The following is a 24,907-nucleotide window of genomic DNA, read 5'->3' as shown; positions in this document are numbered from 1 at the left end:
AATTCATTATTTATTTCATTTGTGACAATTGTGTGACAAAATTGAAAACATTCTGTGATTTCCTAGAACTTCAATGTCCAGTCAACCTGGAAAATATGGTGCGCTTCCACGCCTCCAATGCTGTCTCCGTAGTAGTAATCAAGCCCCAACGCCGTGTTTTTCCCTAATCCATAGGCAAGAACCAGCTCATGGCATTTTATGTCAGTTCCTCCGCCCATTGCATCGGAATCAGGAAATGTATCCAGCCACGCATCTTTCTCAAGCTCTCTGTACATATACTTGAACTGCCAATCATGGAGTTTTTTAACCTTTTCAGCTCCGAATTTGACTCCGCATAGATATCCCTCATTTGCCTCACTACGATCCGGATTTACAACATACTCGCCAAAAATAGCCGCGTAAGGAACCAATCCATTTAATGGCTGCTTCATACCGAATTCTATGTTTGGATTGATACTATTGTAACTATACTTCAGTTTGCCGCCTGTAGTAGTGTTAGTTGCTGAAGAGTGTTCTAATTGGCTGTTTCCTACGATATTCTCAAAGTTGTAGCATGCCACTCCCGCCTTTAAATGAGTGTTTCCATTGAATTTATACTTAAATCCCGGCTGAATCACATACATAGATGGATCATGCGCCGAAGCGCTCCATTCATCAAGGATCCAGTACCCTGCATTCGCAAATAGCTCTAGGTTTCCTATCTTTTTGTTTAACAGGAGCGAAACTCCTTCAGGATTAATATCGCCATCCCAGAGAAGATCAGAGGTTGTAAAAAGACAATTTTTTACGCCCTGTATCTTTCCTGCTTTAACTGTTGCCCAAGGCGCAGCCAGCCACTCGGCATAGGCGTAATCCAGCATTGCGCCCTTGGTCTCAAAGGTATCGTCCAGAGTTTCGTTAGTAGAGCGAGGATCATTACTTCCAGAAGCTATCCCTGCATGTACCTTCATGTTATCATTAATCTTTGACTCAACGCCAAGTCTAAGTCTATACCTTTCTCTGCTCCGATCAATCGCATCTGTAGGATCTTCCCATTGATAACGCAACCTTAAATCTCCTTTGAGCTTCGTATTCTGAACCCATTCAGGAACAGCGTAAGATTTACCCTGCGCTATTTTTTTGGTAACCTCCTGCTTTGTTTCTTCCAGAATAACCTGTCCCTCAACCGGCGTAAGAATCCCTTTTGCTATAAGTTTCTCAACAAGAATGTCAATTTCACCTGCAAAGGATACACTTGAGAAACTTACCACTAGAAAGACAACAACACTTAGTAGAAACCTACTCATTTTCCCCATTTTTAAAATCTCCTTTCGTTTATTTTAGTTACTTTGCTTTGTTTCTTTACGCCTCTCCTTCGTCTTCTATCTCTATTCCCCTTAACTCACCTCCTTTCAATATTTTTTCCAATCTATCCGCTGTTCTCTTTGAAAAGCGGTAATGCATAAAACCAAGAAAAGCTAGAAATATTAGAATTAGCATTCCTAAAACAATCTTCATTTTGTATTTCCTGTTTTTCCCATATTCAACACTTTTGATTTTTCTTTGATTAGAGAATATAGGATGAGTATGAAGAATGGATTACGAACAAGTGAAGTATTTGTGAAATGTTGCGGAGGTTATTCTTCTGCCACGCAGACTTGATTTCTGCCGTTTTGTTTGGCTAGGTAAAGAGCCTCATCAGCTCCTTCCACTATCTTTTCTATACTGGAGTACACAGAAGTATATTTACATATACCTGCGCTTATTGTAACGACGAGTTTATTCCCGTTATATCTGAGCTGCTTCTTTTCAATAGTTTTTCTTAATCGCTCTGCAAAAATCCGCGCAGAGCGTGTTCCGGATATAGGACAGACAATGGCAAATTCATCACCGCCATATCTAAAAACAATATCAACCTTACGAGCGCTGTCTTTAAAAATCTTAGAAAGTTTTTTTAGAACAGCATCGCCAACCGAGTGACCAAAAGTATCATTAATTTTTTTGAAATAATCTATATCTATTAATATCAAAGACAGAAGCGCCCCATATCTTCTTGCTCTGCTTAGTTCCTTCTTCATAACACTGTGAAAATACCGGCGATTGTACAGTCCTGTGAGCTTATCTTTCATAGCCAGATTTTCCATTTTGTGCTGTTTTTGTTCTATTTCTACCATTGCTCTTCCTGAAGCAACCAATAAATGTGTCTCAGTCACAAGTCCCACTAAATATCCGTTCTTAATGATCGGCAGACGGCGAATATGATTGGTTCTCATAATATTCAAAGCTTTTTTTAACAATGTTCCTGGGCTTGCTGTTATAAGAGGATGCGACATTGTTTCTGAAACTGGCTTCTTAAAGCTTTCCCCATTCGCCACCATCTTCACAATATCCTGTTCCGTAATTATTCCAACAGGTAAATTACTGCTTACAACAACGATATAGGTTAGTCTATTGTCCCGCATTAACTTAACCGCCTCTATAACATTGCTGTCAGGACTTATGGTAACAACGCTCTTTGTCATCATTGAACCTGTTTTATTAAGTTTTGGCATTAGTACACCTTATAAATTTTGTTAAGTCTCAAGAGGTACGTCAAGAATGTAATCATCTTCCGCTCCCACATATTTTCGTTTAATAACTAGATTCCTGCCAATTTCAATAATATTGTATGAAGGTTTTGAGCTGCCTCGCAGACGGTTTGTGGAAACAGTTCCTGCATTAAGCAGGTACATATTATTCAATTTCCACAGATGCGGGACATGTCGGTGACCACTAAGGACAAGATTAACTCCCGACCTAATCAATAGTTCAAGAACATCTCCTGCATCAACAAGGATGTTTTTCTCCCTGCCAGTTAGAGGAACAGGTAAAAGATGGTGATGAAGAAAAAAGATTTTGAAATTGCCGGGATTTTCTTTAAATGTAAATTCAATCTCCTTATAGTGTTCACGACCGATATGCCCGTCGTCCAAATCAGGCTCACTGGAATCCATTCCTAAAATAGTAATTCCATCATAATGGAGTGTGACATAACGATATCCGAATATTTTTTCGAAATGCAGATAGCCAACATTGTAAGAGTCATGATTGCCTGGAACGATAAGAACTTTTGTATCCGAGATTTTCTTAAGATATTCTTTTGCGTTCTCAAACTGAAATGGATAACCTTCCGATGTCAAGTCACCTGTCACGATTACAATATCAGGGCTAAGAGATTTTATCTCATTCATAGCATCCTCCAGCACCGCTGGCAGAAATTGAGCGGAACCTAAATGCAGATCTGATATGTGAACAATCTTCTTTTTACGAATTTGCTCTTTTTCCCCTTTGTTCATACCTCTCCTCTCATGTTGGTTCTATTTGCTTTCATCCAGTTACAAATATACTCTGGAATTGTTACAGTAACGTTACAGGAAAGTTAAATTTTAGTAAATTTCTTGCCATTCTTTTTAACTTTTGCAATAGTAAAGCTAAAAGTGGAGCCTTTACCTAATACGCTTTGAACGGAAACCTGCCCGTTATGGGCCTGAACAATATGCTTAACAATTGAAAGCCCTAAACCAGTTCCGCCCAATTCGCGGGAACGAGCTTTATCTGCACGGTAAAAGCGTTCAAAGAGTCGAGAAATGTCTTTTTCTGGAATACCAATACCTGTATCAGTGACATCAACTTGAACAAACCCATCCTTCTCTTTAGCAGATATAGTAACTTCGTCTCCTTCTTGAGTATATTTTACGGCATTATCTATGAGGTTCAACAGAACTTGAGCAATTCTTGCTTCATCAGCTAAAACATCAGATATATCTTTAGGAATATCTGTCTGAATTTTAATTGATTTATCTTTTGCCTGTTTATTTAAGCTGAAAACCACTCTTTTGATGATAGGTTCAATAGCGCATTGCTTTAAAGTCGATTTAAGCTTGTCTGATTCTATTTTAGATAAGTCCAGAAGGTCATCAATCAATCTTGCCAGTCGCTCAGAATCGGAATGAATTATTTTCAAGAAATCCATGGCATTCTCTTTGTCATCCATTGCTCCTTCCAGCAAGGTTTCAGCATAACCTTTAATGCTCGATACAGGTGTTCTTAGTTCATGAGAAACATTGGCTACAAACTCCCGGCGAATTCTTTCAAGATGTCTCAGTTCTGTTATATCGTGAAATACAAAAACAGCACCTTCTATTTTGCTATCTCGAATAATTGGTGTTGCGTGTAGTAATAGAATTTTCTCCTCTGGGAGGAAAACAGATATTTCGCGAGATTCAACCCCACGCTTTAATCTTAAGCTGTTATCTGCAATTTCCTGAATCTCAATGTTACGTACTATTTCAAGAGGTTTTTTACCTACAGGGTCTCCTTTTACAAGCAAAAAATCTTTAAGGGATTGATTCATCAATAAGATTGCTCCTTTTATATCAACAACCATTACTCCTTCAGACATGCTCAAAAGCACCGCTTCCAATCGGGATTTATTCGTAGTAACCTCTTCAATCCGCGTTTTAATTTGACGAGACATGAAATTAAATGCCTTTGCAAGATCTCCTATTTCATCTTTTGTTGAGATTGAAATCCTTTTAGAGAAATCACCATCAGCTACTGCTTTAGCTGCCAAAGACATTTCTTTTGTCGGTTTTGATATAAATAATGAGGCGGCAAAACTAACAATAACTGCCAGAATGAACGCAAGGAAAAGAGAAAGAATTAACGTTTCCCTTAAGTGGCTTGATATTAATTCAATTTCGGAAAGCGGCATTGACAATCTTACTACACCTTGTAGCTTTTCTTTGCCAAAAACAGAAGCAATGTAAAGCATATCCTTTTTTATCGTGGCGCTAAAACGTCTGCTTTTCCCAATTCCGGACTTGGCTGCTGAAAACCCCTTAAGCGCCTGTTGGACTTCAGGTCTATAAAGATGATTTTCAACCTCAATAAGTTTTTTCCCGTCTAGCTCTGAATCGCCAAAGACTGTGCCATCAATACCAATAATAGTAACGCGCAAACCTAAGTCCCTGCCAATCTTATCAGCTATTTTATCTAATTCATAAGATTGAATTTTCTTAGTAAAATTTTCTTCAATGTATGATTTAGCAAATGATGTTTGCTTTATTAGGTTTGTTTCAATACGCTGGTAGGAGTACTTGCGTAGGCTTTTGTTAAGATAAAGATAGATTCCAAAAAGCATGACAGCAATAATCATTACAAAGAGGAGCGTAATCTTATAATGGATATTTATTCTCAAACTTATAATTCCTCTTCACTGAATCTATAACCAATTCCTCTTATCGTCTCAATGGATTTTCCTGCTTTTCCTAATTTCTGTCTCAAACGTTTGATATGAGTATCTATGGTACGGGTAGTAACATCAGCGGCTATATCCCATATATCTTCTAACAATTTATCCCTTGATTGAGCTTTGCCTTTTCTCTGCATAAGTGTGACTAAGAGCTTAAATTCCATTAGAGTTAATTCTATTTCCTTTTTATCAACAGTTACTTTGTGACGGGTAATATCTACTATAAGTTTACCAGCATCCAAAATATCCTTGGCAGCTTCTGGAGATTTCCTGCGTTTTAAGATTGCTTTCACCCTCAAAACTAGTTCTCGCGGGCTAAACGGTTTAACGACGTAATCGTCAGCGCCCAGCTCAAATCCGACAATTCTATCTACTTCTTCACCTTTCGCTGTTAACATTATTATTGGAATAGCGGAAAGTTTTTTGTCCTGTTTTATCTGTTTGCAGACCTGAAGTCCATCCATTTCAGGAAGCATTATATCCAATATAATTAAATCAACAGGCTCTTTATCCAAAATCTCTAAGGCTTCTTCCCCTGTTATTGTAACAGTACATTGGAAACCTGCTTTTTCTAGATTATATTTAACAAGCTTTAAAATATGCTTATCATCTTCAACTGTTAAAATTCTTTCGCTAGACATTGTTTTCCCTCATCTTTTTGCGATATTGTGTATCTCTAAGTTTATCTATCAAGTTTTGTATGCCAATTGGCCCTAATCCTGGAATTAAATTCAAAATTAGAAGCGCTGTACGGTTATCCATATCAATACTTTATATAAATTGAATTTAAAATACAAGAAAAACCAAAAATACATCTCCAGACGAAGCAATCTCTGCGAAAAACAGAAATTGATAATTGTCTATAAATCGTCTATTATACGTCTATTATGTTTCAGCCTAAATATACAATCACAGATAGACTTCTAAAAGTGCCTGTAAGTCCGTCGCATGAGATAGAAACATAATGGAAATCTATAAAATTGTTGGTTGGCTTGCGTTAGTTGCAACAATTACGTACACCTGTTTTGGGATACCTGTCCAGGTATACAAAAACTATAAAAGGAAATCCACATCAGGTCTATCCCTGTTTATGATATCATTTATGAGCTTAACGCTTTTTCTATGGTCAGTTTATGCATGGGTTAAAACCCCAAAGGATTGGTTTATTTTTAGCGCTAACCTGCCGGGCTTTGTTTGTATTATTATTCTATTATTTCAGTTTTGGCATTATCGAAATTCATAATGTGCTTTTTTTGTCCAGAAAAGCATGATAAAATTTAGAAGATAATTTTAATAATATAAGTTTGTGTATTAGTTGTTCGCTGTCTAAAGAATAGAGGATGAGGCATGAAAAAGATTGTTCTAGGTCTGATGCTCGTCGTGGCTTTGGTGCCATCAGCTCATGCAGATAAATCTTCAGATGTCCAGAAGCGAGCAGCTTATTTTGCCAGTCTGCCCATCCCAAAGGGAAATCCGGCTCTATGGCAATGGCCATCTACTATCAGTCAGCGTGTCAAGCAGATGCTTGGTGCGAAAGGGACGGTGTATCCACATTATCCCAAGGCAGTGGCACCAAAAACGCTGATGTATCCGTTTGATATCAGCAAATGTAAACTGCCGGAAACCGGACGAGGTCATGGAGGCATGACGTATGTTAATTGGAAGCTAGGACTTGAAAAACTGATCGATCTGTCTATTGACATCACATTTCATACCAAGCCACAGCCCCCAGCAGCTGTATACATTCAGTTGTACGATTTTCATATAGGGAAAACAGGTCAGTACTTTGGATTTCAATACTCATTCAATAAGAATGTACGGTTGGAGACGAAGTTTGTATGGTCTCGTTGGGGAACGCGCGACAAAGCAAACGCCTGGGTTCAGAAAGGCGGATGGATAGAGTCAGCAGGTTATGAGGGTGATTTTGTCGGCATTCGTTATCCGTATAAGTGGGGCAAGGGAACATATACAGTTCATTTGATGATGCGAAATACGGACGAGGCCGGTACATGGTACGAGATGCGTATATGCGACCATCAAAAAAAGAAGTGGACGAAGATTGGACGGCTTCGGTTTCCTCAAGCCCATGACGGAGGTCTCCCTTTCATAAAAGACGGAGGAGGGAGCTGGTGTGAAGTTTATGGCGGGACAAAGTCGTCAGCAGATATCGGTGTGCTTCACTTGAGCTACGGCGGTGTATATACTTGCGGCAGGACTATTGCTGCTCGAGAAGTAAGTTTGAATTATGGAAAGACCTCCCCCAACTCCAATATCTCAATAGACTATGACGGACGGCGTGTGCATGTGAAATACGGAGAAAAAACCAGACGCCTTACTCCAGCCGGAAAGCATGAACTCAAGAAGGAACTGCGTTGACATTGCGATGTCTTTTGCTGGCAAAACTCCGCTTGACCTTTTCGGCTTCTGACAATATACTTAATTCTAGTTCCAAATCAATTAAAAATTAAGAATTTAAAATTAATAATTAGCTGTTGATATGTATCCATTTAAGGAAATAGAAAAAAAGTGGCGGACTGTGTGGCAGGAGATGAATTTGTATGCCACAGGTAGAGATAAAGATAAGCCAAAGTTTTACTGTCTGGACTTTTTCCCTTATCCTTCTGGTGATGGTCTGAGTGTTGGGCATTGCCGCAATTATATCCCGTCAGATGTTGTAACCAGACTAAAAAGAATGCAAGGATATAATGTGCTGCATCCAATGGGATGGGATGGTTTTGGCCTTCCGGCAGAAAACTATGCGTTAAAGATGAAGATGCATCCGGCAAAAACTACTGCTCAAAATGCAGCAAACTATAAACGCCAATTTAATCTGATTGAAGCAAGCTATGATTGGACAAAGGAAATCAATTCTACGGATCCTGCCTATTATCGCTGGACACAGTGGTTTTTCTTACTGCTTTTCAAAAGAGGGCTTGCATATCAGGCTATGGGGTCCCAGTGGTGGTGCCCCTCATGCAAAACAATCCTGGCAAATGAACAGGTAGAAGCAGGAAAATGCTGGCGTTGTAATTCGGATGTTACAAGAAAGGCCCTAAAGCAGTGGTATTTTAAAATAACAGATTATGCAGACCGTCTTATTAATGATCTGGACAATGTTGACTGGCCTGAATCTATAAAAATGATGCAGTGCAACTGGATTGGCCGCAGTGAAGGGACGGAAATAATATTCAAGACTGTTGATACCGGTGGAAACAAACATAATATTCCTATTTTTACAACAAGGGTTGATACCATATATGGCGCTACATTTATGACGCTTGCTCCGGAACATCCTCTTGTAGAAAAGCTAACTACATCCGAACAAAAAAACAAGGTTGAAGCATATGTTGAAAAATCGCGCAGAGAGAGTGAGATAGAACGTCTATCTACAGAGAAGGAAAAGACAGGCATTTTTACAGGCTCGTATGCAGAAAATCCATTCAATAAAGATAAAATACCTATCTGGATCGGGGATTATGTTCTTCTTTCCTATGGGACTGGCGCAGTAATGGCAGTACCTGCGCATGACAAGAGAGACTTTGCTTTTGCTAAAAAATATAATATTCCCATTAAAGAGGTTATAAGCCCTGATGGGAAAGAACATGTGTTAGGGGATGCATATGTTGAATATGGAATAATGATAAATTCAGATCAGTTTAATGGTTTATCATCAGAAGAGGGGCTTGAAAAGCTTAGTGAATTTGCTAAAGAACACGGATTTGGCGGTAAAAAAATTTCGTACAGGTTCAGAGACTGGCTCATATCCCGTCAAAGATATTGGGGAGCGCCTATCCCCATAGTTCAGTGTAAAAAATGCGGCATAGTCCCTGTGCCGGAGAATGAACTCCCTGTATTGCTCCCGGAGATTGAGGATTTTCAGCCAACAGGCACAGGACGTTCGCCTCTGGCAAAGGCAGATGATTTTGTAAATACTAAATGCCCAAAGTGCGGAGGGCCTGCGCAAAGAGAAACTGATACAATGGACGGCTTTGCGTGTTCTTCATGGTATTTTCTGCGATTTCCAAATCCGGATTCTTCAAGAGCTCCTTTTGATAAAGAAAAGGTCAAGTATTGGCTGCCTGTAGACCTATATGTTGGCGGCGCAGAGCATGCAGTTATGCATCTTCTATATGCGCGATTCTGGACAAAAGTGATGTATGACGAGGGTTTGATAGAATTTGATGAGCCGTTTAAAGTCTTAAAAAATCAGGGGATGATGCTTTCCTATGATAATCAGAAGATGTCAAAGTCAAAGGGCAATGTTATAACTCCGGACAGTGTGGCAGAAGAATTTGGAACAGATGCTCTCAGAGCGTATATTCTGTTCATGGGTCCATTTGACCAGGAAGTAAAATGGGAACAAAGGGGAATAAAGGGAGTATCTCGTTTTCTTAACAGAGTATGGGATATCGTGCTTGAAGCACAAAGGCACAAAGGCACAGAGGCACAAAGAAGGGATAACAAGAAAGATAAAACATTAAACATGTGGATACACAAGACGATCAAGAGGTTTACCGCTGATATTGAACGTCTTCAGTTTAATACTGCTGTTGCTGCTTTAATGGAGTATATCAACTATTTATATGAGATTAAAAAGGATAAAGAAGTTACATCCTCTAAGCTGTGGACATGGGCTTTGGAAACATTGCTAAGATTATTATCTCCCATTACTCCTTTTCTATCAGAGGAACTGTGGCATGTTATGGGGCATCAGAATAGTATCCACAAGCAGAAGTGGCCTGAGTATAATGAGGGTGCAATAAAAGTTGATGAAATTGAGATCGTTGTGCAGATCAATGGGAAGATAAAAAGCAGAATGCAAATAAGCACGAATCTCAGCGAAGAAGAAATCAAAAAACTTGCTCTGGATAATCAGTGTATAAAAGAAATTATAGCCAATAAAACAATTCGGAAGATATTTGTAGTTCCTGGAAAATTAGTTAATATTGTAATCCAGACGTAAAAGAGTTACAATGGAAAATCTGGGGGAGCGTAGAGCTGAGAGTTCCGAAAGTGTTCGGAAGACCCCTTGAACCTGTTGGGATAATACCCGCGTAGGGAACGGAAAATAAGTTAGAATTAGTTTAAATCTGTTCCTGAACGGAACAGATTTTTTTATGGAGGGTAGAAAAATGCTGGATGAAACAATAATATCAAAAGCTATACTGGAAACATACAATAAGAAACTTATAGATTGCCTGAATCTTGACGTTGCAGTTGCTGGCGCAGGACCTGCAGGCATAGTAGCTTCCTATTATATGGCAAGGAAAGGATTGCATGTCGCAATATTCGAAAGAAAGCTCTCACCCGGCGGAGGTATGTGGGGAGGAGGTATGATGTTTAACCAGATCGTTGTGCAGGCAAACGCGTTAGGGGTGCTTGATGAGTTTGATATTTCATATAAAGAATATCAAAAGAATTATTACGTAGCTGATTCAGTTGAAGCAACATCAAAGCTTCTGGCAAAAGCAATGTCTGCAGGTGTAAAAATATTTAACTGTATATCTGTAGAGGATACTGTGATTGTTGACAATGCTGTAAAAGGATTTGTCATTAACTGGTCTCCTGTAGATATTGCCAACCTGCATGTTGATCCTTTAACTGTTAAAAGCAAATATGCCATAGAGGCAACAGGGCATCCTCTTGAAGTATTGACCGTGCTTGAGAAAAAAGCCCGTGTAAAGTTAGGAACAAAGACAGGTAAAATAATGGGAGAAATGCCCATGAATGCAGATAAAGCGGAAAAGGATACAATAAAGAATACAAAGGAGATATATCCCGGATTATTTGTGGTTGGCATGGCAGCAAATGCGGCATTTGGAGGACCCAGAATGGGGCCCATTTTTGGAGGAATGCTGCTATCTGGTAAAAAAGCATCAGAGATGATAATTAAGAAACTAAGGGGAAACGTATGACATTACTTGAGGCGGCAAAGAAGCGTATCATTACAAAAGATATAAAAATAGTAGCTAAAAAAGAAGGAATAGACGCAAATAGATTAGTTCAAAGAATTGCTGCAGGAGAAATAGTTATTCCTAAAAGCAAAAAGCATAAATTTTCTCCAATAGGTATTGGATCTGGTTTAATGGTAAAGATAAATGCAAATATAGGTACGTCTCCAAAGGATGCAGATATTAAAAAGGAGTTGAAAAAACTCCGTGTTGCAATTAAGTCTGGTGCTGATGCAGTCATGGATTTAAGCACAGGAGGCGATCTGAATAAGATACGCAGGACAATTATTAAAGAATCAAGCGTACCAGTGGGAACTGTCCCTGTTTATCAGGTAATGGTAGAAAAAAAGCATATTGCTAGGATAAGCAAAGAAGATATATTAAATACAATTCGAATACACGGTGAGCAGGGGGTTGATTTTATAACTGTTCACTGCGGATTCACAAGAGATTGCATTCCTCTGTTGAAAAACAGAATAACCGGTGTTGTGTCCAGAGGAGGAACTTTTATAATGAGATGGATGCAGTATCACGGCAGGGAAAATCCGTTATTTGAGTATTATGATGAGGTCATGGACATAGCAAAAGAATATGATATGACTCTGAGTCTTGGGGATGGCCTGAGGCCTGGATGCATTGCAGATGCAACAGATAAAGCACAGATAAAAGAACTTAAGAATCTCGGTATATTAGCTGAAAGAGCTCGGAATAGAGGGGTTCAGGCAATGATAGAAGGGCCCGGACATATTCCATTGAATCAGATTGAGAAGAACATAAAGCTTCAGAAAAAATATTGCAAGAATGCGCCGTTTTATGTTCTTGGCCCGCTTGTAACAGATATTGCGCCGGGATACGATCATATAACATGCGCAATAGGAGGAACCCTTGCTGCATATTATGGAGCATCTTTTTTATGTTATGTTACTCCTGCAGAACACTTGAGCCTGCCGACAGAAGCCGATGTAAAAGAAGGTGTAATTGCCACAAAGATAGCTGCGCATGCAGCGGATGTGGCAAGGGGACATAAAAAAGCTTTGGACTGGGATAGGAGAATGTCTGTAAGCAGGAAGAAACTGGATTGGGAAGGCATGATAGCTCTTTCAATAGATCCTGAAAAAGCAAGGGAATATAGAAAACACAGCAGAATAGGTAAAGATGAAGAGTGCACAATGTGTGGAGAGTTTTGTGTAATGAAGGACTGGCAACGTGACAAAGCTTAGCGGAGAGTTTGAGTTAATAAAACATATTGCTGCTCGCGCAGTAAGAAAGGAAGTAATCTGCGGCATAGGAGATGATGCTGCTGTAATAAAATATGGTAACAAGTTTCTTTTATTAACAACGGACACTATTGTTGAACATGATCATTTTTCTTTTTCCTATTTTACGCCTGAGCAGATTGGCATAAAAGCCATTGAAAGTAATTTTTCCGATATTGCTGCAATGGGAGGTGTGCCTTTGTATGTATTGGTTTCTCTTGTATTAAAATCTGATTCAACAATGCATATGGTTGAGGAAATATACAAGGGGATGAGAAATAGGTGCAAAAAGCATAATGTCGATATAATAGGAGGCGACACTACACACGGAAATGCGAATGTTATTACTATAACTTTGATAGGTGAAACAGATAAAAAGCATCTTTGTATGAGAAAAGATGCAAAGTCGGGTGACCTCATATTTGTAACAGGACTTCTTGGCGCATCAACAGCAGGCTTGCATCTCTTTAGAAAAGGAATAAATGGATTTAAAGTGACTAAAAGATGCCACACTACCCCTCAATCAAGGCTGGATGTATCGTGGGAGATTGCAGGCTATGCCAATGCAATGGAGGATATAAGTGACGGGCTTGCCTCTGAGCTCAGAAATATCTCCGAGCAGAGCAAATGCGGAGCTATTATATATGCAGATAAAGTTCCCATAGATAAGCAGACTTATATGGCTGCTCAGGCTTGCGGGGAAAGCGCTTTGGATTTTGCTCTTTATGGAGGAGAGGATTTTGAGCTTGTTTATACTGTTTCAAAAGAAAGAAGCAAAAAAGCATACGGCTACTGTGTCGGCGAAATTACTAAGGGTAAGGGTATTTATCTGAAAAAAGACAATAGACTAACAAAACTCACGAAGTTTGGATATGACCATTTCAAAAAGCAATAATCCATTTAAAATAATTCCTGTTTCTATTTTGCTGTCCTTATTGTTAATTAGAACTAGTTTCGCACAAACTACAGGCTCAATATCAGGTACAATAGAGCCAAAAGAAAAAGTAGTCAGTATCTATGCATTGGTTAGAGCAACAGGGCCTTTTAACAAAGACGGCAAGAAAAATAGATACAAAGCCGATTTCGACAAAACTACAGGCAGATTCTCTATAGAAAACATCCATTCAGGAACATATGATATTTCTGTAGTAACACATGATCTAATTATTGAGGGAGTGAATCTTAGAGTGGAGGGAGATGGAGTTTCTTTGAGCTTATTTGAGAAAAGAGCAATCAGTAAGAAAATAGAAGAGGAAAAAGACTTTTTCGATTCAAAAAAAGTGATAATGTTTCAGGGAAATATCAATACTGCAAAAGTCCTTGTAGAAAAACACAGGGATAGAAAAACTTCCATGGGGAAGAATTTTGCGTTCAGGAGGTTTGATATTTATACGTTCAAGAATTTTGATGAGGATTGGAAACCGATCAAGAATGCAGATTTTGTCTTGAGAGAAGTAATAGATAAAAGCAAACCAGATCAAAACATAAAAAGAATATTTTCCTCTCAGCTTGGAGGAATTGTTGTTAAATCAGAGGGAAATACCACCATTCCTATTTATCACATTCCGAAATAGTTTTTACATCCCCCTGAATCCCCCTTCAAAGGGGGACGGTTTCGCCTGAGGCGAAATTAGGGGATGTTCTCAAATTGATTTGCCTTGAAATTCAACCTAACTATTTGGTATATTAAAATGTAATTAATGGAGGTGATTGATATGATAAAGTTTTTTCGCAAAAGAACGGGTTTTACACTTGTTGAGATGCTTGCTGTAATTGCAATAATAGCTCTGCTTGCAGGCATGCTGCTTCCAGCTTTATCAAAGGCGCGGATAAGGGCAAGGGTTGCAAAGGCTAAGGCTGAAATGCTGAATATCAGGGTTTCTATAGAGCAGTACTACGCGGATTATTCAACTTATCCGACAAATATGAGAGTTACAGCTAATAAGGGATTAAATAAGTTAACAGAGGATACAAAATCCTATATGAGCAGTGTTCCAACAGACCCTTTTGATTCCAGTAGTTATTATAAGTATTATTGTAACGATGAAGTGGATGCAACCTATGATACAGCAACAGCATGGGTGCTTTTTAGTGTTGGACCGGACAAAGTCCCTGAGGGTTCAGCTTATAGTGATTTTGTGAATCCCAGTGGTGATCTTCTTAAAACCGAATACTCTGCAAAGAATGAAACAAACGCAGGGAATATATATTTACAGGGGCCGTAAAGATTGGGGAGAAAAATCTTAATCATCAAACCCTCCTCAATGGGTGATATTATTCACGCTCTGCCGGTACTTGCAACATTGAGAAAACACTATCCTAAAGCAGAAATCGCATGGATTGTTAAAAACAAATTCTCTGGTTTATTAGCAGAGAATCCTGATCTAACAGATGTCATTCCCTTTGATAACAACAGTTTTTTACAATTAATCAACATACTGCGCAAAAAGAAGTTTGATGTAGCGCTGGACCTTCAGGGATTATTCAGAAGCGGAATTTTAGCTTATTTCAGTAAGGCAAGCCGCAGGATCGGCTTCAGTAAGATTAACAGTCGCGAATTGAGTCATATATTCTACAATCATAAAGTAACTCCGCCTCAAAAAGCTGTTCATGTAGTGGATAAAAATCTAAGCTTACTTGAACCACTGGGCATATCTGAATATATATATGATTTTAAAATTCCTATATCCGCGCAGGATTTAAGATTTGCGAAAGATTTTTTTACATCAGAGAAACTAGTTCCAAAGAGGGATAAAATCATTATGTTGAATCCTGGCGCCGGATGGCCAACAAAGCGCTGGCCAGCTGAAAACTTTCCGCGTCTTGCAGATAAATTAACAAAAGATAGCAGTGCTAATAGCAATGCTAATGCAAAGGTAATTATCTCATGGGGCCCTCAAGAAAAAGGTTTAATAGAAAACATTAAAAGCAACGAGAACAACAGAATTGCAATAATGCCTCAATCCACTATAAAACAACTTGCAGCAATAATTAAGAGCTGTGATCTTTTTGTTGGCTCTGACACAGGCCCTACTCATCTTGCAGCTGCATTAGAAGTTCCTGTTGTTGGCCTGTACGGTCCGTCGGACCCTAAAAGAAATGGCCCGTATGGAACAAAGAATATTATTATTCAGAAAGATATACCATGTGCCTCATGCTGGAAGAGGAAATGTGATAGAATTGATTGCATGAAGAATATATCCGTTGACGAAGTATTTGAAGCGTGTATGAAACTACTCGTGACGAAATAAAAATGAACAGCTCAAAAATATCTACTATATGTAACAGAATTATTGAGTACAGCATACTCCTTTTAGTTTTTATTCTGCCGTTTAAGCATACTGCATCTATTGAATCAACGGCTCTTCTTATCCCTCTCATTGCATGGATAGTGAAGCTAAGATGTGTTCCTGATGCGCGTTTTATAAAAACACCTCTGAATCTCCCTATCATGTATTGGGGAATTGTTATTATCCTGGCTTCCGTTGGCTCAATAGCTCCTTCATATAGTTTCTATGAATTCAGGTCCCAGTTCCTTAAACAAATCATCCTGTTTTTTATTGTAATAAATAATATAAAGACCAAAAAACAGATGCTGAAAATAGTATACATGTTAGCTATTTCAGCATGCGTCTTTTCTATATATGGCATATGTGGCTATTTTAATAGCACATTAACAGAGTATGGAAGAGCTACAGGCGCCTTTGGCAGTTATAGCCGTTCAGCAATGTACTGTATACTTGTTATCCCTTTAATTCTAATAGTGTTTTTCCATACTAAAAACAAATATATAAAACTTGGTCTAGTTTTATCTGCCCTCTTAACAGGTATATTATTAGTGTTAACTTTCACTCGCGGGCCATGGGTAATACTATTTGGTACTCTTTTGATGCTATTGTTCAAAAAAAGCAAGAAGATGTTAACAGCATTTTTAGCAGCATTACTGCTTTTGGCCATTTTTTGTGGCCCGGTTACTGAAAGAATAAAATTTACATTTGAGGTTAAAGAAGGTATTAACCGAGCTTTATCTGGCCGCTTAACATTATGGCATAATAGTCTTCAGATTATAAAAAAACATCCTGTTCTAGGTGTGGGATACGGTCCAAATATATTCAGAAAAATGTATCTACATCCAGAATATAAATTCTATCTTACTGATCCTCATGGCAATTTCCAGCAATCAGATGCGCACAATCTCTATTTGCAGATCCTTATAGAGACCGGAATAGTGGGACTTCTAGCCTTTATGTATCTTTTAGCAAGATATGCAAAATGTGCTTACAAGTCGTACGTACATACAGAAGACTATTTTAAAAAGGACATATTATTCACAATTCTTCTGACAGTTATTGGGTTTTTAGCTTGCAGTATTTCCGGATACTTTTACGAAGATAGAATAGGGCTTATGTTTTGGTTGTATATGGCTATGTCCATGGGTATAGGAATTAATGAAAAAGAAAGATAAGCCTAACAGAATTGTATTTTTCCCAAAGGGCAATTACAACATACCAAGCACGAGATATAGATGTGTGTTTTATGCCAGGGAATTGAAAAAGCATGGATTTTTTACTTCCATAATGCCTCCCCGCTCAATACTCAAAAAAAACATATGCATTGAACGATACAGAGAAGCAAGGAAGACCATAGGGGAATTAAGCCAAAGTCGTAAAAATACTATTATTTATGCTCAAAGAACTGTTTATCAGTCAGACTTTATAAGGTTTCTATGGGTATATAAAAAACTGTTTAATATAAATGTAGTTTTTGATTTTGATGATTCAATATTCTTGAGACGTAAGCAGCGCACAGACCGCATGTTAAAGATTTCGGATGTTGTTATTGTTGGAAGTCACTTTCTGGCTGAGTATGCTCAAAAGTATAATGATAATGTTTACATTGTACCAACAGCTATTGATACAGATAAATTTAAGCCTGCGCGCCCAGAGAAAAGAGCTAAATTTAAAATAGGATGGGTTGGCGACGGAAAAACATATCAGGATGATCTCATAATGTTGAAGAAACCGTTAATATCACTTGCAAGAACCCATAATATAATGTTTAAAATAATAGGCACCAAAGATTGCCATAAACTAAAGGAAGCTTACAAGAAATGTGAGCATTTAAAAGTTGAGATGATTGATTGGATGGAACCCGATGAGATAGCATCTGAATTGACAACATTTGATATAGGGGTGTATCCTTTGCTGGACAATGAATGGAATAAGGGGAAATGCGGGCTTAAAGCCCTGGAGTATATGTCCGCAGGTATTGCTGCTGTATGCAGCGATGTAGGTGAAAACAAGTATTTTATAGAAGATGAAAAAGACGGACTTCTGGCAAGAACCTCTGATGAATGGGAAACTAAACTCAGAGTTTTAATTGAGAACAACCAACTTAAGGAGCAAATAGCTATAAACGGAAGAAAAACTGTTGAAGAAAAATACTCCATACGTGTTGCTGGAGAAAAACTTGCAGAAATATTAAAAAACAAATTCTGGAATAATAATAGCATGGAGGAATAACCTATGAGTAGAATACCAATCCTTTTCTATCATAAAATTAATTATCCCAATTCTAAAGCCACAGAACAATGCCTGTACGTAAGGCCGGAGGATTTTGAAAAACAGATGAATCTTCTTAAAAAATGGAACTACATGACCGTTTCCCTTGATGAGGTCATTGCGAGCACTAAAAGAAATAAAGAGTTTCCTCAAAAACCTGTTGTAATAACCTTTGATGATGGCTATCTTGACAATTATACATACGCATTTCCCATTATGAAAAATCTGGGATTTACAGGTACGGTTTTCTTAACAACAGATGTAATTGGCAAAACTATGGCTTTTGATGAAAGCAAAGAAAAGGTTCCCGAGAAATTTATGTCATGGGAAAATGCAAAGAAGATGATGGCATTTGGATTTAGTTTCGGGTCTCATTCATGTACACACAAACGTATGACTGGATTAACAGATGAGGATGCATGGGACGAAATAACAAAATCAAAACAAATTATTGAAGAAAATCTGTCCCAGCCGGTAAAATACTTTTGCTATCCATACGGTGATTACAATGAAAATACAAAAAATTTTCTTGCTCAAGCCGGGTACAAAGGAGCATGTGCAACAAAAAGAGGTATGAATCATACAACTGAGACCATATTTGAGCTGCGAAGAATACCTGTAAAGGAAAATACAAATATGCTGAAATTTGTTTTTTCTATTATGCTTAAGTACATAAATAAATAAACCGCTAGAGAGAATCGAAATGCCCAAATTTAAGAAAGCTCTTTATATTGTATTTTCTATCTTCATTAGCCTATTTATATGTTACAGACTGATTGGAGTAATCGGAAGCTTGTATATTAAGAGAGCTGTTAATAAAATTTCGCAGAATAGAGTTCATGTTGAGAGAGTACAGATAGGATTTGATCTTCACTCTGCAAATGTCTCAATCAAAAATTCAACCCCTGCCATTCCTATTGATTTTACAGGTAAAGTTATCTTGGAGAATAACATGACAAGCTTTGAAATAGAAAAGGGCATATATGATGACATAAAAATCGTTACGCCACATCTGCCACTCTATATAAAAGACAGGATACTGCATATCCATAGGGTAAAATTAAGACTAGCAGAGGGGGAAGCTGAGCTTTCAGGCAAACTTAATTTTTTTCCCCCATATGGCATTGAATTTGATTCAATATATAAAATAAAAAATGCTAATATCCAAAAACTGGCTGCAAAGTTCGGCATTAAAAATCTTGCATTTAGCGGAACTCTGGACTGCGAAGGTAATATAAGAAGCCGCGGCAAGTCTATTGATGAAATAAAAAAGAACCTGAACGGAAATTTAGATATAATATTAAATAATGGATATTTAACTAAACAACATATATTCGTTAGAATGTTCACTCTTATTAATATGTATGATGTAATAAAATTAAGACTGCCTAAAATGGATGAGGAGGGAATAAAATATAGTACAGCCACGGCTAAAGCAGTAATAAATTCTGGAGTAATTAATGTAGAAAGTCTATATATTGACGGCGAGAGAATGAGAATTTCAGGCAAAGGCGATATTGATATGGTTAAAGAGTCAACAGATATGATTTTTGGAATTGAGCTGATGCAGATTGTTGATGAGGTGTTGAATAAAATACCAATTTTGGGTTATATTATAACAGGAGAGGATGGGAACTTACTTGCTTTCTATGTCAGATTAAAAAGAAGTAAAGGCGGACATTTAAAGGCAACAGTGGTTCCGCATGAATTACTGGAAGACATGACATTAGGATTATTTCAGCGGTTGTTAAATTTGCCGTTAAAGATGATGACTCCTATTATGGAATATATAAAGACAAAGTAATGCTAAAAATAGAAAATAGAATAATACAGAGTATTTTTAGAATCTTCAGCCAGGCAGGGAAATCCGTATATCTTGTTGGGGGCTCAGTGCGCGATCTGTTAATGGAAAAACCTCTCAATGATTACGATTTTGCTACCTCTGCAACACCTTCCGAAATTATCAAAATTCTACGAAATAGCAGGATAAAAACATATCCTGTCGGCATAAATTTTGGAACAGTCGGCGCATTCATAGACAAAGTTGAATTGCATATTACAACATTCAGGAAAAAAGAGATATACAGAGGTATTAGCAGAAAACCGGATGTGGATTTTGGAAGCAATATAATGGAGGACTTAGAGCGCAGGGATTTTACAATAAATACGATAGCGATAGGCTCTGACTCAAAAATAATTGATCCTTTTAAAGGAAGGGAAGATTTAGAGCAAAAATTAATCAGAACACCTAAGAATCCAGACACTGCATTTGCAGATGATTCTCTGAGAATTCTAAGAGCATTAAGGTTCCAATCTCAATTAGGATTTGAGATTGAAGAGAAGACTCGCTCATCCTTAAAAAAGAACGCTTACAGACTGCTGAACCTCTCGAGTGAAAGAATAAGAGATGAAATGACTAAGCTATTACTTGGCAATCATTTGGAACTAGCGCTGGAAAATTTGATGAAAAACGAAGTGATTAACTACTTCATACCAGAACTTGTTCCTCTGAAGAACCTGCATGAAGATAGCCAGCTTCATCATAAGGACGTATGGATGCATACAGTAAAAGTTGTTAAAAATTGCCCTTTAGATGAGAAAATCAGATGGACTGCACTGCTTCACGACATAGCGAAACCATACGTAAGAACAATAGGCGAGAAAAATGTGCATTTTTATAGACATGAAGATTTAGGCGCTAAGATGGCATGGGGAATCCTTACAAGACTCAGATTCTCCAATCAGGATCGCAAGCACATATGCTTTTTAATCAGGAAGCATATGCGAGCAAATCTTTATACTTCTCTATGGACAGACACTGCAGTGAGACGGTTTGCAACCAAGATGGGGGATAAGCTCTCAGATATTCTCAGTATTTCTAAGGCAGATATAACATCATACAAGAAGGAGAGAGTTGCCAGGAAGCTGCAAGAATTATCTGAACTTGAGGGGAGATGTGAGAAGCTGATTTCAGCAAAAGAATCCAAATTTCCAATCACCGGAGATGAGTTAATGGATAAATTTAATCTTTCCCCATCACCTCTAATAGGAAAAATGAAAAATAAGATACTGGAAGCTATTACAAGCGAGACCCTACCAGAGAATAGTGAGAATAAAGAGATATACTTTGAATACATTAAGAAGGCATTCGCATCTGAAATTTCTGGCAAGAAATAAATGTTCATGCTCATAATCAATCACCGTCATTGCGAAGCGCAGCTGAAGCAATCTCGTTTTAGATGACTTCGTATAATAGTTGGGTTTTGTTATAATGCGGACAGATTTTTACAAAGACAATTCGGATGTAAATGAGTTAGATGAATAAATTATGGCCATGGTAAAAAAAGAATTTTCAGACACACATGTCGTGATTTTAGATACAAATATTCTTCGAGCAAAAAATGAGTGCGAACTAACTAGTCCGTATTTTGATACATTTTGGAATAAGTACATTGTGGATTTTCAGTTTGAGTTAAAATTGCCAGAAGTAGTTGTGGGGGAGATTTTATACCAACAATTTAGTCATGGGGTCTCTGCGTTAAAAACAATTTCAGGCCATTTTGCCAAAATAAATGAGCTAACTAAAAAAAATTATTCCTACAGATTGACGAAAGAGAGAATAAAAAGCTCTTTAAAAAATAATTTTAAGATATGGTTAGAGAAAAAGGGCGGAGAAATACTTCCAACGCCTCTTGACAATATTGATTGGAAAGACATAGTTAATCGGGCAATTTGGAGGTTGCCTCCATTCGACAATGATCCCAAAAAAGCAGAAAAAGGTTTTCGTGACTCAATGATACTTGAAACAATACGGAGCTACTTAGAGACCGCCATAAAGAATTACCCTATTGTTTTCATATGTAAAGATAAGTTATTAAGAGATACAGCAGAACGAGAGTTCAGAGACATCACGAAGATAACAGTTTATGAGGATTACGAAGATTTTGAATCATATCTAAAACTAATCAGAAAACATTTAGAGGATAAATTTATTAAATCAATTATGAAGAAAGCAACACATAAGTTTTTTACTCAAAAAAGAGAGGATTGCTTATATCATAAAGAAAATATCCGAAGGAAAATAGTAGAAAAGTACGATGAATATTTCACGAAGGTTAGACTTTCAGAAAAGCCCTCTGAGAGTCCATTAACTCTAGCCTTGCTTTCATCTTCTCCTGAAAAGTGGAACAAGGTAAGTCAAGGAACTTTTTGGATCTCAAATGCTCAATTTATAGACTCAGACACAAATAAATCTTATAGATGGTCAAGTAATATAGCTTACGTTGAGCAATATATTAAGCAAAGTCTTACTGAACTTGGTTTTGCTCAATATAAGATATTAGTCTTAAGATTTGAAGTGGAATGGAGAGCAAGAGTGTCTAATACGGCAAGATTTAGTGATTTGCAATACATAGGTGTGAGAATGACAGAAAATTCACTTTTCCATCCTTCGGAAGAAGATAAAAAAATTTGGAATTTAAAAGAAGTATGAAAGAATTTGTTTCAAAATTATCTAAAAAACATGAATAGCATTCATGGCATAATAGAAGCTATCGAGACACTCAATAATAGAAGATGTAAGTTATGAGTTTTATTTCTATTTTTGAGAGTTTTTTTAATAAAATGAGAATTTTATGATGGGGTATAAATCGGCTTTTGTAGAATCTTTTATGGGAAGATGGTTTGACAATTATGAAACAATCATAAAATGTGTTGGTTGTAAGCAAAGAATAAGGGTCCCTACAAATAAAGGTAATTTAAAAGTTACATGCTCAAAGTGTAAGTATATATTTTGTTATTCACCACATTTATTACTTAAAAAAAGTTTAGGATTTCCTCTGTTATTAATTGGAGGAGCCTTATGTGGACTCTTGATAGCATATTTGAATCGCTTCTATGATATAACCGGCTTTTATCTCTTCTTTATTATTCCTGTCGGAGCCATAGCACTGGGGTTAATAGCAAATACTGGATTTGTCGCTACTTTGGCTTTTTTAAGGACAAGAGAAATAAATTATCCTATGTTGCTTCTTATTCTGATATCGGGCTCAATTGCTCTTTTTACATTCTGGCTGAGTCAATACATTGTTTATTCTACGGGAACTATAACAGTTAATTATGTCTCGCGAATAGCCCCGCTAGAGCTAAAACAGGGCCAGTCTAAAATAAAACAAATGGAAGACACACTCCATAGCCTCCATTCTTCAATTGAACGTTCTTCCAATAAGCTTCAAAGAATTAAGTCAACAATTAATCAGACGGAAGAGAAGGCGAAATCGGGACTTACTGTAGACCAACAAGAGCACAAAAACCTTGTTTTGCAGTATAATAGTTTAATACCCAAGCACAATGCAGATGTTAAAAGCGCACAGAAATTAGACAGTCGCTATCAAGTAAGTATCAACGAAGTAAACACATTGGTAGATAAGTTTAATCGTGGTAATATTGGAAAAGAAATCACAAAGGTAAAAAAAGAACCTATATCCAAAAGTTATACATTTGTCGATTATATTAAGAAAACTTATGAAAAGAGAACGTTTCGTATGTTTGGACTTGTTGGAAACGTTCCTCTTGTTACACCATCGGCAGGTATAGAAATGGGTCAATTTGGATTAATTTTGCTTTTACTAAAACAAATTGGTTTATTCTTTGCTTTACCTGCTCTTTGGCTATGGGCGAGTAGGCAATGAAATACAAGTTAGCACAAAGAAGAACGAATGATATTGCGAGGAGTCTCAAATATGGAACAACAAGACAGTTCCAAAAGATGAGATTGCTTCACCCCGATATTTATCGGGACTCGCAATGACAGAAGGAATATTTTAGGTAAAAAACAATGACTAAAAACAAAGAATATATTAAGTTTCTTAATGATTTAAAAAGCAAGATAAAGCAAACTCAGTATCAGACATATAGAGCAGTCAATAAGGAACTTATCAGTCTTTATTGGGACATAGGCAAATCTATTGTTGACAAACAAAAAAAATTAGGCTGGGGGCAAAAAATAATTCAGCAACTTGCGGAAGATTTGCAAAAGGAGTTCCCCAAAAATAGCGGTTTTTCTTATGCAAATTTAGATCGAATGAGGAAGTTTTACCTTACCTACAAGAATAATCCAAAACTCGCACAACTTGTGCGAGAAATTCACTGGGGACAGAATATTGTCATTCTAGAAAAACTTAATGACAATTATCAGAGAGAATATTATTTGCGAATGGGTATTAGAAGTTCGTGGAGTCGAAGCATTCTAGTTCATCAAATAGAATCAAAATCCTTTGAACGATTTTTGATAGATAAAAAAGCTCATAATTTTGATAGCACGCTACCAATTAAGATATTGAAGAAAGCTGAGCCTATCATAAAAGATACCTACATGCTTGATTTTCTTGAAATATCTGATGATATTAAAGAAAAAGAATTAGAGAAAAAACTTTTAGAAAATATTAAAAGTTTTTTATTGGAACTTGGAATTGGGTTTGCTTTTATCGGAAGCCAATACAAAATTATGCTTAACGAAAGTGAATATTTCATTGACTTACTATTTTATCATCGCTATTTAAAATGTCTGGTTGCTATTGATTTAAAAATAGGCAAATTTATTCCAGAATATGCTGGAAAGATGAATTTTTATCTTAATCTTCTGGATGATAAAGTTAAATTGCAAGATGAAAATCCGTCTATAGGACTTATTCTCTGCAAAAAGAAAGACAATATTGTTGTTGAGTACTCATTAAGGAACATAAAAAAGCCTGTAGGTGTAGCAAAGTATTATTTAACAAGAAAGTTACCTGCTAAATTATTAAAGCAATTACCATCTCCATCTGTTATAGAAAACAAATTGAAAGAATTAGAAGGGGAAAAATAAAA

Annotated in this window: 23 protein-coding genes and 1 riboswitch; of the genes, 17 read left to right on the top strand and 6 right to left on the bottom strand. The window is 37.1% G+C overall.

The window, feature by feature from the left end:
• Positions 1-62: 62 nt before the first annotated feature.
• From Q7J67_06290 to Q7J67_06265, 6 genes are all read right to left on the bottom strand, one after another.
• Positions 63-1,295: a putative porin gene (locus Q7J67_06290; protein MDO9464889.1), complete on the bottom strand. Its 1,233-nt coding sequence runs from the start codon at positions 1,293-1,295 to the stop codon at positions 63-65.
• Between the two features lie 46 nt (positions 1,296-1,341).
• Positions 1,342-1,497, bottom strand: coding sequence for a hypothetical protein (locus tag Q7J67_06285; protein MDO9464888.1), 156 nt, complete (start codon positions 1,495-1,497; stop codon positions 1,342-1,344).
• A 119-nt stretch (positions 1,498-1,616) separates the two neighbouring features.
• Positions 1,617-2,531: a GGDEF domain-containing protein gene (locus Q7J67_06280; protein MDO9464887.1), complete on the bottom strand. Its 915-nt coding sequence runs from the start codon at positions 2,529-2,531 to the stop codon at positions 1,617-1,619.
• A 21-nt stretch (positions 2,532-2,552) separates the two neighbouring features.
• Entirely contained in the window at positions 2,553-3,314 is a 762-nt protein-coding gene (locus Q7J67_06275) for a metallophosphoesterase (protein MDO9464886.1), read from the bottom strand.
• A gap of 83 nt (positions 3,315-3,397) precedes the next feature.
• Positions 3,398-5,218, bottom strand: coding sequence for an ATP-binding protein (locus Q7J67_06270; GenBank protein ID MDO9464885.1), 1,821 nt, complete (start codon positions 5,216-5,218; stop codon positions 3,398-3,400).
• Between the two features lie 2 nt (positions 5,219-5,220).
• Positions 5,221-5,913: a response regulator transcription factor gene (locus Q7J67_06265; protein MDO9464884.1), complete on the bottom strand. Its 693-nt coding sequence runs from the start codon at positions 5,911-5,913 to the stop codon at positions 5,221-5,223.
• A gap of 323 nt (positions 5,914-6,236) precedes the next feature.
• On the opposite strand from Q7J67_06265, the gene Q7J67_06260 reads away from it, so the two are divergent.
• The 17 genes from Q7J67_06260 to Q7J67_06180 all read left to right on the top strand — a co-directional run bounded on the left by Q7J67_06260 (position 6,237) and on the right by Q7J67_06180 (position 24,905).
• Complete coding sequence (locus tag Q7J67_06260) at positions 6,237-6,515, top strand: SemiSWEET family transporter (GenBank protein MDO9464883.1); 279 nt, start codon at positions 6,237-6,239, stop codon at positions 6,513-6,515.
• A gap of 128 nt (positions 6,516-6,643) precedes the next feature.
• Complete coding sequence (locus tag Q7J67_06255) at positions 6,644-7,648, top strand: hypothetical protein (protein MDO9464882.1); 1,005 nt, start codon at positions 6,644-6,646, stop codon at positions 7,646-7,648.
• A gap of 121 nt (positions 7,649-7,769) precedes the next feature.
• Complete coding sequence (gene leuS, locus Q7J67_06250) at positions 7,770-10,235, top strand: leucine--tRNA ligase (protein MDO9464881.1); 2,466 nt, start codon at positions 7,770-7,772, stop codon at positions 10,233-10,235.
• A gap of 11 nt (positions 10,236-10,246) precedes the next feature.
• Positions 10,247-10,352, top strand: a riboswitch (TPP riboswitch).
• Positions 10,353-10,404: 52 nt separating this feature from the next.
• Positions 10,405-11,187: a sulfide-dependent adenosine diphosphate thiazole synthase gene (locus Q7J67_06245; GenBank protein MDO9464880.1), complete on the top strand. Its 783-nt coding sequence runs from the start codon at positions 10,405-10,407 to the stop codon at positions 11,185-11,187.
• Positions 11,184-12,443, top strand: coding sequence for a phosphomethylpyrimidine synthase ThiC (thiC, locus tag Q7J67_06240; protein ID MDO9464879.1), 1,260 nt, complete (start codon positions 11,184-11,186; stop codon positions 12,441-12,443). Before Q7J67_06245 ends, thiC begins: the two co-directional genes overlap by 4 nt.
• A complete protein-coding gene (gene thiL, locus Q7J67_06235) occupies positions 12,430-13,374 on the top strand; it encodes a thiamine-phosphate kinase (GenBank protein ID MDO9464878.1) in 945 nt (314 codons plus the stop codon). Before thiC ends, thiL begins: the two co-directional genes overlap by 14 nt.
• On the top strand, positions 13,352-14,053 hold the full coding sequence (locus Q7J67_06230; protein MDO9464877.1) for a hypothetical protein: 702 nt from the start codon (positions 13,352-13,354) through the stop codon (positions 14,051-14,053). The genes thiL and Q7J67_06230 overlap by 23 nt, the downstream gene beginning before the upstream one ends.
• Before the next feature lie 141 nt (positions 14,054-14,194).
• On the top strand, positions 14,195-14,704 hold the full coding sequence (locus tag Q7J67_06225) for a type II secretion system protein (GenBank protein MDO9464876.1): 510 nt from the start codon (positions 14,195-14,197) through the stop codon (positions 14,702-14,704).
• Positions 14,705-14,707: 3 nt separating this feature from the next.
• Entirely contained in the window at positions 14,708-15,730 is a 1,023-nt protein-coding gene (gene waaF, locus Q7J67_06220; protein MDO9464875.1) for a lipopolysaccharide heptosyltransferase II, read from the top strand.
• Between the two features lie 2 nt (positions 15,731-15,732).
• Positions 15,733-16,944 (top strand): O-antigen ligase family protein, encoded by a 1,212-nt coding sequence (locus tag Q7J67_06215; GenBank protein MDO9464874.1) that lies wholly within the window; start codon positions 15,733-15,735, stop codon positions 16,942-16,944.
• On the top strand, positions 16,928-18,001 hold the full coding sequence (locus tag Q7J67_06210; protein MDO9464873.1) for a glycosyltransferase family 4 protein: 1,074 nt from the start codon (positions 16,928-16,930) through the stop codon (positions 17,999-18,001). Before Q7J67_06215 ends, Q7J67_06210 begins: the two co-directional genes overlap by 17 nt.
• 3 nt (positions 18,002-18,004) lie before the next feature.
• A complete protein-coding gene (locus Q7J67_06205; protein ID MDO9464872.1) occupies positions 18,005-18,724 on the top strand; it encodes a polysaccharide deacetylase family protein in 720 nt (239 codons plus the stop codon).
• A gap of 19 nt (positions 18,725-18,743) precedes the next feature.
• Positions 18,744-19,844 carry an AsmA-like C-terminal domain-containing protein gene (locus tag Q7J67_06200; protein MDO9464871.1) on the top strand — a complete coding sequence of 367 codons (1,101 nt, stop codon included), beginning with the start codon at positions 18,744-18,746 and terminating at the stop codon, positions 19,842-19,844.
• Positions 19,844-21,217, top strand: a complete 1,374-nt coding sequence (locus tag Q7J67_06195) for a CCA tRNA nucleotidyltransferase (protein ID MDO9464870.1) — start codon at positions 19,844-19,846, stop codon at positions 21,215-21,217. The genes Q7J67_06200 and Q7J67_06195 overlap by 1 nt, the downstream gene beginning before the upstream one ends.
• A gap of 151 nt (positions 21,218-21,368) precedes the next feature.
• Positions 21,369-22,532 carry a PIN domain-containing protein gene (locus tag Q7J67_06190; protein ID MDO9464869.1) on the top strand — a complete coding sequence of 388 codons (1,164 nt, stop codon included), beginning with the start codon at positions 21,369-21,371 and terminating at the stop codon, positions 22,530-22,532.
• Positions 22,533-22,674: 142 nt separating this feature from the next.
• Entirely contained in the window at positions 22,675-23,730 is a 1,056-nt protein-coding gene (locus Q7J67_06185; GenBank protein ID MDO9464868.1) for a hypothetical protein, read from the top strand.
• A gap of 146 nt (positions 23,731-23,876) precedes the next feature.
• Positions 23,877-24,905 (top strand): PDDEXK nuclease domain-containing protein, encoded by a 1,029-nt coding sequence (locus Q7J67_06180; protein MDO9464867.1) that lies wholly within the window; start codon positions 23,877-23,879, stop codon positions 24,903-24,905.
• Positions 24,906-24,907 lie beyond the last annotated feature (2 nt).

This window comes from bacterium (genome assembly GCA_030652805.1).
In the GTDB taxonomy this organism is placed as follows: domain Bacteria; phylum JAHJDO01; class JAHJDO01; order JAHJDO01; family JAHJDO01; genus JAHJDO01.
This window is presented reverse-complemented; position numbering and strand designations above follow the sequence as displayed.